16 protein-coding genes are annotated in these 17,306 nt (G+C 45.4%); all 16 read right to left on the bottom strand.

The features are described 5' to 3' along the window. Positions 1-324 precede the first annotated feature (324 nt). Positions 325-1,002: a hypothetical protein gene (locus tag ACH30E_RS07895; protein ID WP_490824370.1), complete on the bottom strand. Its 678-nt coding sequence runs from the start codon at positions 1,000-1,002 to the stop codon at positions 325-327. A gap of 11 nt (positions 1,003-1,013) precedes the next feature. After that, a complete protein-coding gene (locus ACH30E_RS07890; protein WP_490824369.1) occupies positions 1,014-2,618 on the bottom strand; it encodes a hypothetical protein in 1,605 nt (534 codons plus the stop codon). Between the two features lie 10 nt (positions 2,619-2,628). Beyond that, complete coding sequence (locus ACH30E_RS07885) at positions 2,629-3,402, bottom strand: DUF4138 domain-containing protein (RefSeq protein WP_490824368.1); 774 nt, start codon at positions 3,400-3,402, stop codon at positions 2,629-2,631. Positions 3,403-3,404: 2 nt separating this feature from the next. Beyond that, on the bottom strand, positions 3,405-4,481 hold the full coding sequence (gene traM, locus ACH30E_RS07880; protein WP_490824367.1) for a conjugative transposon protein TraM: 1,077 nt from the start codon (positions 4,479-4,481) through the stop codon (positions 3,405-3,407). After that, positions 4,478-5,095, bottom strand: a complete 618-nt coding sequence (gene traK / locus ACH30E_RS07875; protein ID WP_490824366.1) for a conjugative transposon protein TraK — start codon at positions 5,093-5,095, stop codon at positions 4,478-4,480. The genes traM and traK overlap by 4 nt, the downstream gene beginning before the upstream one ends. A gap of 1 nt (position 5,096) precedes the next feature. Beyond that, positions 5,097-6,098 (bottom strand): TraJ family protein, encoded by a 1,002-nt coding sequence (locus ACH30E_RS07870; protein WP_490824365.1) that lies wholly within the window; start codon positions 6,096-6,098, stop codon positions 5,097-5,099. 5 nt (positions 6,099-6,103) lie between these two features. Further along, positions 6,104-6,727 carry a hypothetical protein gene (locus ACH30E_RS07865; RefSeq protein ID WP_294993809.1) on the bottom strand — a complete coding sequence of 208 codons (624 nt, stop codon included), beginning with the start codon at positions 6,725-6,727 and terminating at the stop codon, positions 6,104-6,106. Next, on the bottom strand, positions 6,724-7,341 hold the full coding sequence (locus tag ACH30E_RS07860; RefSeq protein ID WP_294993811.1) for a hypothetical protein: 618 nt from the start codon (positions 7,339-7,341) through the stop codon (positions 6,724-6,726). The genes ACH30E_RS07865 and ACH30E_RS07860 overlap by 4 nt, the downstream gene beginning before the upstream one ends. A gap of 5 nt (positions 7,342-7,346) precedes the next feature. After that, on the bottom strand, positions 7,347-9,761 hold the full coding sequence (locus tag ACH30E_RS07855; protein WP_294993814.1) for a TraG family conjugative transposon ATPase: 2,415 nt from the start codon (positions 9,759-9,761) through the stop codon (positions 7,347-7,349). Further along, positions 9,758-10,060 carry a DUF4133 domain-containing protein gene (locus tag ACH30E_RS07850; RefSeq protein WP_294993817.1) on the bottom strand — a complete coding sequence of 101 codons (303 nt, stop codon included), beginning with the start codon at positions 10,058-10,060 and terminating at the stop codon, positions 9,758-9,760. Before ACH30E_RS07850 ends, ACH30E_RS07855 begins: the two co-directional genes overlap by 4 nt. Beyond that, positions 10,057-10,497, bottom strand: coding sequence for a BTB/POZ domain-containing protein (locus ACH30E_RS07845; RefSeq protein WP_250685584.1), 441 nt, complete (start codon positions 10,495-10,497; stop codon positions 10,057-10,059). The genes ACH30E_RS07850 and ACH30E_RS07845 overlap by 4 nt, the downstream gene beginning before the upstream one ends. Further along, positions 10,497-10,817: a DUF4134 domain-containing protein gene (locus ACH30E_RS07840; protein WP_490824364.1), complete on the bottom strand. Its 321-nt coding sequence runs from the start codon at positions 10,815-10,817 to the stop codon at positions 10,497-10,499. Before ACH30E_RS07840 ends, ACH30E_RS07845 begins: the two co-directional genes overlap by 1 nt. 94 nt (positions 10,818-10,911) lie before the next feature. Next, positions 10,912-11,046 (bottom strand): hypothetical protein, encoded by a 135-nt coding sequence (locus ACH30E_RS07835; RefSeq protein WP_490838983.1) that lies wholly within the window; start codon positions 11,044-11,046, stop codon positions 10,912-10,914. Further along, positions 11,046-11,960, bottom strand: a complete 915-nt coding sequence (locus tag ACH30E_RS07830; protein ID WP_490824363.1) for a PorV/PorQ family protein — start codon at positions 11,958-11,960, stop codon at positions 11,046-11,048. Before ACH30E_RS07830 ends, ACH30E_RS07835 begins: the two co-directional genes overlap by 1 nt. Before the next feature lie 50 nt (positions 11,961-12,010). After that, a complete protein-coding gene (locus ACH30E_RS07825; RefSeq protein WP_490824362.1) occupies positions 12,011-12,685 on the bottom strand; it encodes a hypothetical protein in 675 nt (224 codons plus the stop codon). Positions 12,686-12,695: 10 nt separating this feature from the next. Next, positions 12,696-17,282 carry a beta strand repeat-containing protein gene (locus ACH30E_RS07820; RefSeq protein WP_490824361.1) on the bottom strand — a complete coding sequence of 1,529 codons (4,587 nt, stop codon included), beginning with the start codon at positions 17,280-17,282 and terminating at the stop codon, positions 12,696-12,698. Between the last annotated feature and the right edge of the window lie 24 nt (positions 17,283-17,306).

Here is a 17,306-nt window from a genome sequence, read left to right as displayed (position 1 = left end):
AATCACCGGTTTTTATTTCCAGAAAAACTCAAAAGAAAGTCTATACCAACCGCCTAAACTCTAACCAACTTTCACCCTTCGCTCTTTTTGGCAGGTAGTTGATATAGCGAAAAGCGTGGAGATCATGCATACATTTATCATAGGTCTGCCGGGCGTTTATCTTAGCGAGATACATCAATCTTGTTCTATCAACGGGTATTCCAATGGGGCACCCTAGGGTCTGCCATTCATTCACTAACGCAAGGTATAGGCTGATATGGGCAACAGTAATCCGCGTATCCTCAGAAACTACTGAGAAAAAATCCTGCAGTTTGAAATCCGCATTCATGAATTGTTGGCATTTAGACGACGGTTATGGCGAAGCCGTTTCTTTAGCAGATGACTACCTTGTCTCCCGCTATTGCTTTTCAACAATTGTTTTCTGTCGGCGTTCATCCTTCGTTCCAGCCACCGGCTTTGCAAAAAACGCATGGCATCCCCAAAATTGATGGGAGACTGTTGATCGATCAGGTAAAACCGTTGACTGATTTCAAACTGTGTTTTCAGGTAGCCCAGATTTGGAACCATTTCTTCGAGGGATGTTCCGGACCAATGCTTATATCGCACCAACCCATCCTTATCAAAATTGATGGCTTCCTGTAATAGATCAGCAATAATATATGTGTCCTGAACAGGATCGCCTAATACCAAACCTTCTTTTCCCTGATACAATGCCTGCCAGTCAATCTTATGCATGGATGCATCTATCTCTGATAAATCCAGAGGCGTTTCAGGGAGTTTACGCAGACTTGCAATAAAGTAAATGGCATCATATAAATCCTGATCGCCACGCACACAATGAACGCTGAATTTGCATCTATCTGAGCCAACCAACATTTGATGTTCTATTTCAAAATGTGCGGGTGCAAAACAAACATTGGCCAGTAACCTGTATTGAATGTCTTCTGAAAACCCAAGCTGCCGAAGCCTTCCAGCAAGCATGTCCATATTTTTACGATTCATAGCACTTCCTTTTATCCAATATTTCTTGATTTACTCTTACCTGTTCTGTTTTTATTGAGTTTAACGCCTTGACCCGGTTGTACTTCATTGCGGTTCTGGCGTCTAGCTTTTGATCCATTATTTTCGGATAGCGGAAGGCCTTTGTCGTTATTTTGTTGGTAACCCGCGTTCAGCGGTTCACCCACCTCCAGCACAGCCCCCTGTTCCACACGCTTCTCGTCCACAGGAGCCTTTCCATACTGCACTTCCTGTTTGGGTGCCGGCACGTACAATTTGGTGCCTTCTTTATCAAACATCCGGATCGTTTTAAACTTGGGATCAGCAGCAATTTGCACAGAGATTTCTTTTTCTGGTTTCACCATGGTAGCCTGTGCCATATCACCTCGCTGTAAGGAAGTAAAGAGTGTAGCCATTTTATCAGGATCGCCCAACTCTTTAAGCGGAATACGCGACAGTGCCTCCTTTAAATCAAAGCCATACTTTTCATTGAAAATATTCAGCTTGGCATTGTTGAATTCATCCCGCTTACTGAAATCCAGTTTAACCCAGGCCTTGTAGCGCGCGCCCTCCTTGGGCGTTAATTCCTTGTACACACTTCTGCCGTTCAGCAGATTACAGGCTTCCCGGAAAGTGATGCTCTGCCCTTTGTTATTGATAAAAAAAGTTTGCTGAAATTTTCCATGGTCATTGTTTAAAGTAGCGTCGTATTTGTTGAAAAAATACTTATCGCTTCCATCCTGCTTCGATCGGGAAAAATAAAGCACAGCTTCCATTGTATCGCGCCCAAACTCATGGCTGGCCTGTATCTGAAAATCAGGATGCCCCTCTTTCAGTTTCTTTTCCAATTGAGCGTTCAAACCCTCCCCAAAACCTGAATAAAGCATTTGCTTTTGCAGGTATTCCAAATTTTCTGCGTTCATGTTTGTATTGTTTTGTTTATTAGTATTTTGTAAATAGGAACCTCCATCCTTTTCATTCAGCAAACCAGAGCCTTCTTCCGGCAATGCTTTGTAGGCTTTTATTTGATCGGCAGCATATTGCCCGGTGAGGACAGGGTTCATATGCATCTCCATAGGCGTATGATGCCAATAACCGTATAATATATCTGCCATGATTTCTTTACCTGAAAGATGGGTAAGACAAAAAAGAGAAAGCTGATCTATGAGCCAGTCAATCCTGTTATAGGCGATTTTTGATTCGATATTGTCGAACTGTGACTGCCCTCTTTTATAATCAATCCGGTTCCAGTCAACCTTATCGAGTTCATAAACGAATTGATTAAAAGCATCACCCATCCGTTCACGAAGATTGATTTCATACTGATCCCTTAATGCTAAAAATGTGCTTGTTGCATCAGGATTCATGACCAGTCTTTGCCGGGCAAATTCCTGAATCATATCATGAACAGCCGAAGTTGGAAACAGGTACACTTCCTTTGATTGCGTTTCATTAAACTCGACAAAACCCAACCCATCCTCTCTGAATTTAAAAGGATGCAAATCAGCCACTGAGAGTTGATCGACATTCAGGTGAATAGCTACAAATGCTTTACCTTCCTCCACAAAGCGTTGCAAAGTATTCACCACTGCTGGCAACTCACGGAATTGAATGTGCATGGAAATTGTTTTAATGAATCAGAATGGCATTCACCAGGTACCTGTTGACGATCGAGAGCGAATGATTTCTTTCACCATCCTTTTCAGCAATATCAATCCGAAGCGACCTTGCATTGGTCAGTGACGGTTTGGGAATGATCAGCGTAAAGACAAGCACTCCCTTTTCCCGCACAATGGTTTGCTGGGAAAGGGACAGTAGTGGCTCCACGACACGCTCCTGAGACGATCGGCGCTTGGCAGTAACACGCTCCTTTGAATAAACACGTACACCCCCTATTTCATAAGAAAGAGAAGAATTGTTTTCCAGCTTCAGTTTACAAATGATCAGTTCGCCCGTTGCGTAGATCCCCAGTATAGAAGCGCGCACGCCCCCTTCCGTATTCCCAATCCCATGCAACAAATTTTTCGCCTGCTGTACCCTTTGTGAAAGCGCGAGCAGAAAAGTATCCTTATGTATTTGCACACCCTTACTTAAATGAATCGTCAGATCAGAAGACACAACAGAAAAATGAACCAGAAATGCATAGAGTTTTCCGTCTGAAGTGATTACAGTAAGACTGGTGGTATCAGTGAAAACTGAATCAGCTTTCACCCGCAGAATATTATGGATAGATTTTTGCACGACAATCCGTTCACTTCCCCGGTCAATGGAAATAATGGTGGAAGGGAATATGACGCTCGTCGTTTTATTGGACGAAACAGCAATATAACGGACGCTGTCAGCCTGCTGGGCCTTCGCGCCAAAACAGAAAAAAAACAAAAGCACCACAATTCCGTTTCTCATAACTATTGCTCTTTTGTATCCCGCAATAAGACCTGGTAACCGGCTTCAACAGTCACCTGCAGGTTTTTAACTTTTCTTAATAACAGGTTTTTAGCCGCACCGATTCCGGCCATAGCAGCCTGTGTCTTGATAGATGGATCAAGTGAGAGAACATTGACCGATTGAATGGATTGATCTGCTGCAGATCTAAGTATTTCCCTTGGTGCTGATCCGGGTATATAAATACCTTCGATTCCATCGAGATCATACACCGACAGTGAAACAGGCAATATTTTTTTGTCAATACGAATAGAGGGAATCAATACCTGTAAGCGTTCCTGTTGTATCGAAACAATGCCATGCAATAAATGCCCGGAAGGAATGATTACACCTGCTATATAGAGTGGTTGGTTCAGTAATAATTGCATGGCCGACCCGGATTGTAAAACCTGTCTGAATGGAACCCTCGCACCAAATGAATGTTGAACAGACTCATTTTCCAGCTGATCGCTTAAAAAGCCATTTGACGGTAAAACCATGCGCTTACCAAAATAACTTTCGTCCTGCATCGGTTTGCCACTGACACTAAATGCTGATTCCTTTACCACTGATTTTTTCTCCACACTGATATCGGGCCTTTGTAAGGCTGCTAATTTTTCAATGGTTTGATTGATGGCTTCCAGTTCTGGATCAGGTACAAGAACTTTTTTTGAATGGTTCACAGAATGATCGATGGCCTCATCAACAGTTTCATCCACTGGCACCGATGTTTTTCGGGGAGAATATTTTTCCTCGACAGGAGTATAGTCCTCAAATGTCAATTCGGGAACAGGCTCGGAACTTTTTAAAATATTCGGATCATTCCGTAAGGCTTCTTCCCTTTTAAGCGAATCCATACCCGCCTGCTCATAAAAGGAAAGTTTATTCCTCATACTGTCTTTTTCGACCCTGGCCGATGGCAACTTAAAATTTAATCCAGTTGCCGCATTCGCTTTACCGGAGGGACTGCCACCACCCATCAGCCAGAAAAACCCACTGATAAAGGGTATCACAAATAGAGGCAGCATACCATAAAAGAGGACTGTTCTACGCTTTTTCATCGCACTTCAACTTTTAAATCTTTATTCTCTATAACATCCCATTTTTCTATCAAAAGACCATGCGGATTATGATCTGTTCTGCTCACATTGCGCAGATAGCCCTGTGTAACAAGGGATCGCGTAACAAGACTGGTAGAACGAAGTATCTGAACTTTTGCATAACAGGCAAACTGGTAAGGTGCTGCAGTTGTATTGACCCTGATACTGTCAATATGTATTTGCTGGCTCACATTGCCCGAAATAATACCGGAGATATAACCCGTTTCTACCAGGTCATCATATTGGGTTTTAGCGGAGCCATCCGCCATATACAGGGCGCGGGTAATAGTGGTGGTGATCGCCTGCTCATCGGGATCAAGCGTAAAGAACCAGTGATGAAACATCGCCACATGATCGCGCGCCTCCACTTCCAGGTTTTCTGTACGACTACTCGCTACCACTTCCATGGCCTTCCCATTCGCCAGCACATACACACGATCTTGCATCCTTGCAGACAGTTGCACATTTTGGTACAGAGCATACAGACTGATACAAAGACATCCAACGATAACCACCAACATCAGCATCCGCATCGCACGAAAAGCCGTATCAATATTTTGAGTAGGTTGAAACATATTATTTACCCCCGATTTTATCTTTGAAATAACCATTGCTGGCACCCGCTTCACTCATCCCATTGTTCATCTTATTAGCCGCTCCTCCATAAGCATCCCCTGACATACCTCCCGTTGCTGCACTGGTTGCTGTGCGTGCTGAGCCAACAGTAAGCCGGGTAACTTTATCCATCAGTGCATTACCGCCACCCGCATGCACGATATAACCTGCAACAGAAGGAACCGTGAAATACCCGACAATACCAATCAGCAGAAAAGCGATATAAGCCCAGTCAGTAGCAATAAAAACGCCCGGATAACGCACACCTGTACTCAAAGGGTTCACCATATGTTCCTGGATCGTAGCGATAATGGCTCCAAAGATGTTCGCCACCGGCAACCACAGAAACACATTGATATACCTGGCCATCCAAACGGTTAACAGGTGCTGAAAACCATCAAAAATCGAAAGCGCAAAAACAATCGGGCCGATAATCGCAAGCACAATCAAATAGAAAGTGCGGATCACATGAATGATCAGTGCAGCCGCCTGAAATATCCATTCCAGTAGCATTTTAATTCCATCTCGGATCCAGTTCGCCGGATGTAATGATTCAAGCAGCGTATTATTGCTTTCCTGCATGGCGATATATTTTTCCATAGCCAGGTTGGCATTCTTTACCATTAATGCCGTCCCGGTTACCGTGGGTTGCAAAAGGGTGTTGAGCAATACAATCACGGATGGGAAAATCAGGATACAGAACCCGATCACAAATGGACGAAGCAGTCCATACAGATCAACTGGTTCAGCCGCTGCAATACTTTTCCAGACCCGAAGAGCGATATAGCAAAGCGTGGCTATCGCAGCTATGCCACGCGCCGCGCCAATCAGTTGTTTACACATGGGCATCATCTGGTGGTATAAGTTGTCCAGAATGGATTGCATATAAGTACCATTGGAAATAGACTGCGCCGCAACCATCAGGGGCGAACAGAGGAAGAATAGACCGATCCACTTTTTCATGCTGTCTACTGAATTTTATTCAATCGTTTAAGGCTTTGGATATCCCTAGTTTTTTGTTGTCTCTCTGAAAGCGTACGCAAATAGTTCATGCGCAACGAATCCAGTTTGAGCATATTGGTCTCCATGGATTGACGGATGCTGTTGATGACTTCTTTTCGCTCTCCATCACTCATCCTGAATTTTCCGGGACTGAGTACCCGGCTCAAAACTTCCATATCCGCATCACAGGAATGGATGATGCGCTTACATTGTCCATCCAATTGAAAAATTTCATCGGGTCTGAATAGCTGAGTTTTCCTGAACTCCTGCAAAATCGTCACACCAGTAGTTTGAATCTGCTGATGAGAAACCTGGATATACCTGATCAAAGGATCACGTTGCAGTTCCGGACTAACCTGGAGCAGTTTGTCTAACTGTTGCTGGTGCAGTTGAAAATTAGTCTTGCCTATATCACGTATCGTATCGTATCCTTTTACAAGGCTCTGGTAACCATTTTTCATTTCGCTTAACATCAGTTTTAACTGTGCGAGCTTTTGCATTTCCACCTTCAGTGTTTCCAACTCCTGTGATTGCGCCGCCAATCGGCTAAACGCCAACAGCAGAGAAATAAAAACAAATAGCTGTTTCATTTTTGCTTGATTAAACTGGACAAATAGCGCAAATCCCTTTGCTTGCTTTCCTTCAATGCAACACCCTGTAGATATGCTTGTTGAAGACGTTCAACTTCTTCTACACAGTCATTCATAGCAGTTCGCAGTTGCTGAACATACAGCAACCTGTCTGCATCTTTCATGACCAATTGATCGGAAGACAACAATTGCTTCAAAGACTGCATCAACAAACGGCTTTTGTCGAGTTGCTGCATATAAGCCTGTCTGGAACCAGCAGATAAATAACTGCCAGCTTTTTCAAGTGTGGCTTGCAGATCACCGATCTGCTTAGCCTGTTTTAAATTTTTCACCCACTGATTCACATGTCTCAGTTCCTTAAAATAACCCGCATACAAATCCTGCTGCTTACGCTGGCAATCCGCAATCTCCTGCATCTTAATCGTGGAAAGCCCACGCTCCGCCACCTGCTGGGCCTGCTGCAATACCATGGTAGCGTACTGCATTTTTTTTACCTGTAGTTCAAGCGCACGAATCAATTTAGAAATCAGTAAGGATACCGGATCAATACTTTGCGCCTTCACGCTCACATGCGAAACAGACACCAGCAATAAAACAAGCACTACCTTTTTCATGACAATTATTTTTGAAGATGAGCAACCATAGATTGAATACCTGCTTCCATACCCCCCCATTCATGAGCAGCTTTGGTAACCATCAGTTTTTCTTTTTCTTCCGTGGTATAGCAATAATATTCTTCAGGAGAAACTTCTACCCGGTACACTTTACTTTGACGATGAGCGAGGGAAATAAAAACTTCCTTGTACTTTTTATCCGGATCATTCGCCTTATTCAGTGACAAAACCATCGTTCGTTCCTTTTCCGTCAACCCCAGCATGGACTGCACTTCCTGGAATTTATTTTCATAACGCGACAGATCCATCAGGATCATACAATCACTATTGGCGATAATGGTTTGTTTGACAATCGGTGAGGATAAAATATCTTCCACTTCCTGCGTGACCACAATAGCTTCTCCATAATATTTACGCAGGGTCTTATACACGAATTTGATAAATTCTGCCATCCCGGTTCGCATCAGTGCTTTCCAGGCTTCCTCTATCACCAGCATTTTGCGCTCCCCTTTCAACTGTCGCATCTTGGCAATAAATACATCCATGATCATAATGGTCACCACCGGCAGCAGGATCGGATGGTCTTTGATCGTGTCCAGTTCAAAAACAATAAATCGTTCATGCAGCAGATCAAGGTTTTCCTTTCCGTTTAACAGGTAATCAAATTCACCACCCTTGTGATAAGGTCGTAAAACAAAAAGCAGGTTGTTCAGATCAAAATCAGATGGGCTAATCACTTCAGCCTTCATCTGCATCGAATAATCAGTACTCAGAAAGGTATAGAAGGAATCAAAACAACGAAACCCGATTTCCTTTTCATAGTAACCCTGCACCGCATTCGACAATGCCACATATTCACTGCGAGTAAAATGCTCATCATCCTTTTTCCAGAGTGCCAGGATCAATGTTTTGATACTTTCTTTTTTTTCGCCGTCAGCAGTAACCCCCGCAGGCAGGAAGAACGGATTAAAACAAAGCGGGCGTTCATCCGAATAAGTAAAATAAGTGCCGTTCACCATGCTACAGAGTCCACGATAAGAATGACCGATATCAATCAGCACAATATGCGTACCCTGTTCATGATAAGATCGGGCAATATGATTCAGTGTAAAGGATTTACCACCACCGGAAGGACTGATGATGACTTTATTTCTGTTAGCGATAATCCCCTGCTTCATTGGTCCATCCGAAATATCCACCAGTAAGGGCCGCCCGCTAACCCTGTCACCCAGCCTGATCCCAAAGCCCTGCCCTTTCGCTAACGCGCCGGTCTCTGTATTCAAAAAACAAGCCGCCTGGTTTGAAAAATTGAGAAAAGTTTCATTGGATGGAAGATCAGCCGCATTACCCGGAATACCCGCCCAGTAAAGTTGCGGCGCACCCACCGTTTCCAGTTTTGGAAAAGCATCAATAGTAGACATAGCAGTTAGACATTGATTCCGCAAAGCCTGTAAACCACTTGCCTGATCCGTCCACGCAAGCAGGTGGAAATGTGCGCTCACAATTTGCCGTTGATCCGCCACCGCTTCCTGCAAAAAAAGGTTCACCGCATCGCGCGCAAAAGCATTCTCCCTCGAATAAGCAGACAGGGATTGAAGCCGCAACCTTTTTTTCTCCAGCCGCTCCACCAGCTCGCCCTGGTTTTCTATTTTGATAAATTGCTGGTAGAGATGATTTACAGGCAGTAATTGACAAAAACTATTGACAAACCCGATCGGAAATTTGCTGGTATCAGTAGAATACGGATCAAAGCGGATACTGGGTCCGCAGTGTGATGGCAGAGCCGCCGTATCACCGATTGTGTATAGCACACAGTGTTTCTCACCCACCCGCACACCATCCTGAAAATCTAGATCCCGCCGCAAACCATCTGTATCTAAACTCAAATATTCATTTACCAAACGAACCAATGCATCCTGCTTTAACCTGCTGCACTTGACCAGTCCGCTATCAGCCAATAAACGAACTGCCTGTGAACAAACGGATTCAAAACTGAGTGCAAAAGCCGGATCCATCGTTTCAGCCGGAACAAAATGTTTTTGTAAGAGCGATGAATAAAGTGAATTAACCTGCCTGCGCGTATGGGCTGGCATCGTAAGCATCAGGTAACTGTGATGTTGAATAAAAGGCCTTTCATTAAAATGTCTTTCGCTCGACCGTCCCAGAAGTCCTTGAACCTCTTGAAAATCGCCCACAAACTTTTCTTCCAGAAACCAGTCCTGTTTATGCAACAGACAACCATCGGGTAAAAGACGGATCAGCTTTAACCAGCTTTGATGAAGCGTTTCATAATCAGAAACCGAAAGCGTAAACAGCTCAGGCAGTTCCAGTCGGTAAGCAATTGTCAGATCACCTCGTTTGGAAAGCAGGATATCATGCTCTACACCATAAAGGGGTAATATGTCTGAGATAGATTTCATCCGATAAAAAATTGATCCTGTTTGATATGTTTGGGCAAAAGACGCGTTGCATATTGTTTCATAAAGCCATCTCTGCCATACTTTCGATTGCACCGATAAATCACATAAAAAAGAACAGCACCCAGCACCAGCAAACCCAAACTGCAAACAACAAGCGGAACACCCAGCAGATAACAAAACACAAAAGCCAAAAACAATGCAACCAGACCACCTGCCAGATAATTAATCCACTGTCCTTTCAACCCTTTAAACACAATCGGTTGATGAATGCCCTTATTGATAGCATAAACACTGTTCATAGTCGTCTGGCTTTTCCGCTTCTTAATTTTTTCTTTTGAAGTTTAACCGTCCTGGCTTCCTGTTTCGCCCTGCGCGCCTCTTCAAGCACCGGCATCATGCGTTGAGCCCACTGCAGTAAAGTATCGAGTGATCGCTGGTGCTCTTCCTGATTAGCACAGAGCCATTCAAAACCAATAGGGTCCAGTTTCTCCAGGCTGGGCAGTTCAACAAGCACAATCTCTTTATCCTTTCGCTGTTCCAGCTCTGCCTGCCCTCCGCGAAACACACATCGATGAAATTTATCGTAGAGCAGGTATAATTTGTCCCCCTTTTCCTGTAGGTCATCATGGATAAAAACCCGGTTCATAAAATTTTCTACATGACGAAACTCATAGAGTCGCAGGTCAATAAAATATTGTTGACCCGCTATATCAACGATTGGTAATGCCCTTCCCATCAGATACCAAAGAATGCACGGATAACCGTAGTGACTACTACGAGGAATACACAGGAGCCAAACCATGCCGCCGCCACCCTGCCCGTATCTGGTTCACCAGCGTTCCATTTATTAAACACTTTCACAGCACCAATCAGTCCCACAATGGCACCTACCGCATAGAGTAGTTGCGTACCCGCTGCGAAATAACTTCTCACTTTTTGGTTCGCCTCCAGTAAACCCGCATTCACATCCTGTCCAACAACTGTTACTGAATAAAATACCATCACCAACAACCAAAATATTTTTCGCCTCATGATAGAATCGATACACTTTTTCATTTCACCATCATTTTAAAAACATGCCCGCTGTCCAAATTGAATGCACTTGGTTTTCCTGCACGACAGCGGGACATGCATACTGCAGTTGCCTGATTCACTTTTTTCTTTCCTTCCACCACTGCAATAATTCTTTTCGATAATAAACCAGCAGTACCAGGTAGTAAATGCCAAAGACAATCACCAGTGTCCTGAAAAACTGCAACCAGCTAATCGTGTTGATCATTTCCATTATTCAAGATGACCGATATTCAAAGAGAGGGTGAACCCAAAACTGTTTTGAAAGGGAGATACCGCGCCTTGTTTGCCAAAGGGGATGAGATAAAAAAAATCGATCCCATAATGCTGATCACTGACAAACCCTTTATACCCTGCACCGAGTGAGAAAAATTTGCGATTACCCTTTGTTACATGTTCAAGATGGACACCTCCGCGCATAAAGAACGACTCCGCAACCCCGTATTCCGCACCGCAGGAAATACGCGTACCGCGCCAATCCTCTTTCAACAGCTTACTGGCTTCCACTGTCACTGCGAGTGCATTATTATCCGGTGAATGAGATTGATAAGCTAGCCCAACACCCGCAGCAGTCGGCAAATCAATATTCGCACCCAGGTTATTGACAACAGCACCGATAGATAGTGTATGTAATGCATCACTTAAAGGAATGGACTGGTAATAACTGATATCACCACAAACACTGCTGCGGTTATTCGCGTTCACGCCCGGAACCACCTGCGCAAAATAGCGGAGCGTCGTTCCCAGGGAAGCCTGGCTGCCAATCTGCAAGCCATAAGAACCGGCGATGCTATATTCACCCGCTTTATACAAACCCAGCGTTGCACCACCCGCATCCCGGATCGCAAGCGTTCCGAAATGCAAATAATGAACACTCACGCCCATCGCAGCACTGCCCAGCGAACCGAGATAACCCGCATGTATCAATCTTGCATCACTGTTAACACCCGGCAGCCATGGCATATAGTGCAAACTTCCCTGGTGACGGTGCTGCGTAAAAGCAGCTTTCGCAACATTGTACACGAGTGATTGATTTGCTATCGATGACGCAATACCACTATTGCCCATCGCCCATCCCCTCGCAGATCCGGGAATGGACAACACATGAAAACTGGTAGGCAAAGGCATCGGTTGTGATAGGACTATAACGGGAAAAAATAAAAAGATCAGGATTGCTTTCATGGTACAAGAATTGAATAGTGAAGCGTATCAGATGAAACACCTAAATCATCCACCACATGAAAAAAAACTTCCTGCTGCCCACGGTCGTGGAAATACCATTGCAGGTAAGGTGTACTGGTAATTTGTTGTTGCCCGTTGATTAGAAAATGATAGGAAACAATCGCACCATAAGGCTGCTTGCTCGAACCCGCAATAAAATAGTAAAGAAAATTGTCCGGGCTTTTTCCCAAAGGCTTATAAACAAGCCCCGCCACGGGTTTAGGGCTGGTCATACATTTAACCACCAGTTGTCGGTGCAACACCCGCCCCAGTCTGTCCGTCAGATAAAAATCAGCTGTATAAATACCCGCAGTATCTGCCGCACAAAATAGCGCGCTGCTGTCCGCCGCCACCACAAAAGGCTGCCCATCCACCAGCGGAGCGCCCCGGTAATAAAAACGCACCCGCCCACTCGGCTCATTATAACTCATGTTTAGCTGATGTTCCGCCGGTTGACTGAAAATGCTGAATAGCCCGTTATTGGTTTGATTGATATTGAAATAATCTTTCTCCCGCACAAAAATGGTATCCCTGGAAAACCGGAAATTGGTTTCACCGGCACCTGTCTGTTCTTGTTTTTTGTTACAAGAGAATAGCAGCAAAAAGATTAAAATTGCCATCAATGATTTCATAGAAATAATTTTATTGTTTAACGATGAGTTCACTATGTTTTTGTTGATTGTAATAAGCAGTGAGATAATAGATGGTACCACTCAACAGATGACCCAGCCCTTTGATCTGAAATTCATTATCACCCTTTTGTCCCTTGAATGTCCATTGCTGTAACCACCTGCCGTCCGAAGCAAACAGATCGATGCGCACCGTTTCATTTCTTTTCAGCACCGCAGAAACATGTAAGTAGTGGCTAAAGGGAATCGGATATACATTCCAGTCACGAAGCTGTCCGGAAAAAGAATGATTGGGAATCACGGTCGGCACGCGCGCTGCCACTTTCAAGCGTGCCGTAAATTCCGTCGAACAGTTGCGCGCACTGATCGCACGCACCCGAATGGGAATACCATCACCCTCCTGGTAAAACCGATGCACCATTGTATTGCCACTTGTCGTATAAACTCTTCCATCACCGATCTCCCAGATATAACGAGCAGCGTGGCTAACCTCAGCCCGCATCGTAACCGCTTCACCATAACCAATCGAATCAGAAGAAAGTATCAGTCTACCCGCCGGGAACTCAGTATCGTTGTTCATCACAACTGCATTCACACTGTCAGTGCAACCCTGCGCACTAACCCATAAACGATACTGTCCGGCATAAGCGAAAAAACTGGAATCCTCCGATAAGCTGGGACTGGTAGGTGGTGATCCCCATCGGTATCTACCACTACCCTTTTCAACACTTGCTGTAAGTAATGTTTTACCACCTTCGCATACTTTGAGCCATCCGGTAATAATCGGTTTACCAACAGTCCCCGAAGTGATTACCAGCGGATCGGAAACCGTCTCACCCACACAGCCATTAACAGAAACCGCCGACACGGTATAAGAGCCCGCAGCCTGCACCTGGATCGTATCACCCGTTGTCGTCCTGATCATCACACCATCTTTGAACCAGGCATAAGTCTGTCCCGCCACATAATTGCTGACCTTCAACACACCTATCTCTCCATTACACAAATGATTATTTACAGTAGAGAGAACTGGTTTGACTGGTTGCGGATGAACAGTAATCAGCACCGTTCCACTCGCAGCTTGCTGACAGGCTGTTGCTGATACATCCTGCACACTGACCAATTGATAACTAAAGGTCCCCGCAATAGTTGTCGGTGCCTGAATGGAAACAGTATTTCCTGTACTACTGATAGTCAGATCCGTTCCGTTATTGATGCGATAGGTAAATAGGTATGGCGCAGTTCCATTCGCTCCGGTAAAACTGATGAGCGGTGCAGTTCCATTTTGACAAACCGTTGCCGTTCCGCTGACACTCGCTGTAGGCAGCGGATGCACGACTACCGTCGCCGATGCATTGATGGTAGCCAGACAGGAATTACCACTTGCCTCCTGCACACTGATCAGCGTATAAGTATAACTACCGGCGTTTTGCGTGGACACAGGCAGACTCACAGCATTACCCGAGGTCGTGCTGATGCTTTGCGGACTACCGCCATTCACACGATAGATAAAAGTATATGGTGCTGTCCCACCCGTTCCACTAAACTGTATCAATGGTGAAGACGCGTTCCTGCAGACAACCGCATCACCCGTAATGTTACCATCGGGTAAAGGTTGAACACGCACCGTCACCGAACCACTCGCCGCATTCGCACAAGCCGCGATCCCAGACTCCTGCACACGCACAAGTTCATACACAAAATCACCCGCCGCAGAACTAGGAACGGCAAGACTCACAGAACTACCACTCACAGTAGTAATCGTCTGCTCCGCTCCTCCATTCACACGATAAGAAAAAACATAAGGAGCTATACCGGCACTTGCCGAGAACACAATAGCAGGCGAAGCCCCATTTTGACAAACCGTCGCAGCACCCGTAATACTTGCAGTCGGAACTGCATGAACTGTAATGGTCGCATTACCCGAAGCAGATGCAATGCACGACCCCGCTTCCTGCACACTAACCAATGAATAAACAAATGCACCGGCAGTTTGCGTAGGAACTGGAATACTGGCAATATGACCGGGTCCGCTACTGATAGTTTGTACAGCACCACCGTTAATACGATAACTAAAAGTATAAGGTGATTGACCACCTGCCGCCGAAAACTGCACCATCGGTGAAGCACTGTTCACACAAACCTGCGTCGTGCCAGTAATTGTAGCAGAAGGCAAAGATTGAATAGTAGCACTAACAGCACCACTCGCACTATTGCTGCAGGCCCCAATCCCCGACTCCTGCACGCTCACCAATGTATAGGTATAATTTCCCGACACCGTTGTCGGCACAGCAACACTGACACTATTACCAACACTTGATACGGTTTGTAAAACACCTCCGTTAATCCGGTAACTAAAAGTATAAGGTGCAGTTCCATTGCTTCCCGTAAACACCACACTCGGCGCCGTTCCATTCAGACAGGCATTACCACCGCCGGTGATCGAAGCGATTGGCAATGGATGTACGGTAACATTGATAGCGGATGAAGTGGCAGCACATCCATTGGCATCTGTCGTAGTAACAAAATAATTACCGGAGCTGTTAACAGTAATAGAACTGGCACTTGAACCATTATTCCATGCATAAGCACTGGCTGCACTGGAATAAAGTGTGACAGTTCCGCCCGCGCAAAAACTGGTCGCACCCGAGGTTGAAACCGTAGGCGTACTGACCGTATAGTAACCCACGGTCACAGGTGCAGAAGTCGCAAAACATCCCTGCTTACTCACCGTCACCGTATAAGTGCCAGGTCCAACTTCAATCGTTCTGGTAGTCGCACCATTCGACCATGCATACGTATCATAACCCGCACCTGCATCAAGCGTTTTCAGCACACCCGGACAAACAAAGAAAGAACTGCCGGGTAGCGGTGTCGGACAAACAACTGTCGTTAGATTGACCAGATTACTCTGCACACTATTACCACAACTATTGCGATCAACCGCATAATAATTACCTGCCGTATTCGTACTGATCGAATGACCGACCGCACCCGTTGACCAGATAATATTATTGCCCGTAGCACTCAGTGTTATGGATTCGCCATTACACAATTGCTGGCTACCCGATGGCGTAACAGTCGGTGCGGTTGGCGTTGTAGCAGTTTGTATGTTAAATACATTACTGATATTGCCACTACCGCATCCATTGCTTTCATAAGCATAATAAGAGCCTGCCACACTTACCGTCAGCGAATTTCCCGCCGCTCCATTGCTCCAGAGAATCGTACCACCAAAAGAAGACATTGTAGATAAAACCGTACTCGCTCCATTACACAACAAATTGCCGTTACTATTGGTAACAGTCGGCGCACCCGGTGTGGATGCGGTGCTGATAACAATGCTATTACTCTGTCCACTCGTTCCGCAATCATTTGTTGCCACTGCATAATAAACACCTGCACTGCTCACACCAATCGAAGCACCCACAGCTCCGTTGCTCCAGCTAATCGTTTCCGATCCCGAAGCCGTAAGCACAGTAGATGCACCATTACAGAGAAGAGTGCTGTTGGAAGAACTGATTATTGGCGCTGACGGCACGGAACCGGTAGTGATGGCCATCACGTTACTGGTTCCACTCGTGCCGCAGCTATTCGTTTCATACGCATAATAATTACCGGGACTGTTCACTTGTATACTGTTTCCAAGGGCTCCGGTACTCCAGCTAATAGTTCCGCCATAAGACGGCGATGCAGAAAGCGTGGTAGAAGAACCATTGCAAAGTGAACTGCCATTACTACTGCTCACAACGGGTGGCAGCGGCGTTTGATTCGTGCTGATCACAATCACATTACTGTTACCACTCGTGCCGCAACCATTGGTAGCGGATGCATAATAAGCACCTGCCGCAGCCGTGGTCATAGATGCACCGCTGGCACCATTACTCCATTGAACGATACCATCTGTAACCGTGGCACTGAACGTTGTGGAAGCACCATTGCAGAGCAGTGTGCCGCCGCTGCTGCCGATCACCGGCGCAGCAGGTGTGCTAGCCGTAGCAATAAAAACCGGATCACTCACCGGCGAAGCCACACCGCATTCATTGATCGCATAGACATTATAAGCACCCTGCGTGTTCACAGAAATGGAATTGCCTGTCGCACCATTTGACCATACATAACTATAGAGAGGATCAGTCACGCTCAATGTCGCGGACGCACCATTACAGAGTGGAGTGGAACCCGTTACCTGGATAGATGGTTTCGGCGGTGCAGAAACAATATAGGTATCCCGGAATTCCGTGAGTGGTGCTTCATTCTCCCGATAACCCTCTGCCGAACAGATGATCTCATCACCGGGTGTGTAGGCACCCGTAAAACTTGCTTCTCCATCACCGCTCGGAAGCAGTCTGCCGATGACACTGCTATTACCAAGATCAATGTTCCAGATGGTTCTGTAAAATCCATAATTGCCAAACTCATCGATATTACGGATATGGAAGCGGACACTTAATTGTCCGGTGGAACAATCATAGGTTTTACTGATCAGGGAAATCAGGATATTATTATTGCTGGTGTTTTGCGCACGTACACAAATCGGCAGAAAAAAAAGCAAAAGCATCCCCAGCCGGCATCGCCGGAAAAAATTGAAAGCTGACATGTAAGTAGGATTTAGTTCACTTAA

The sequence above is a fragment of the Sediminibacterium sp. FW305-C-61 genome, assembly GCF_058231065.1.
Note: the sequence above shows the minus strand (reverse complement) of the source record. Positions and strands in the feature narration are given on the sequence as shown.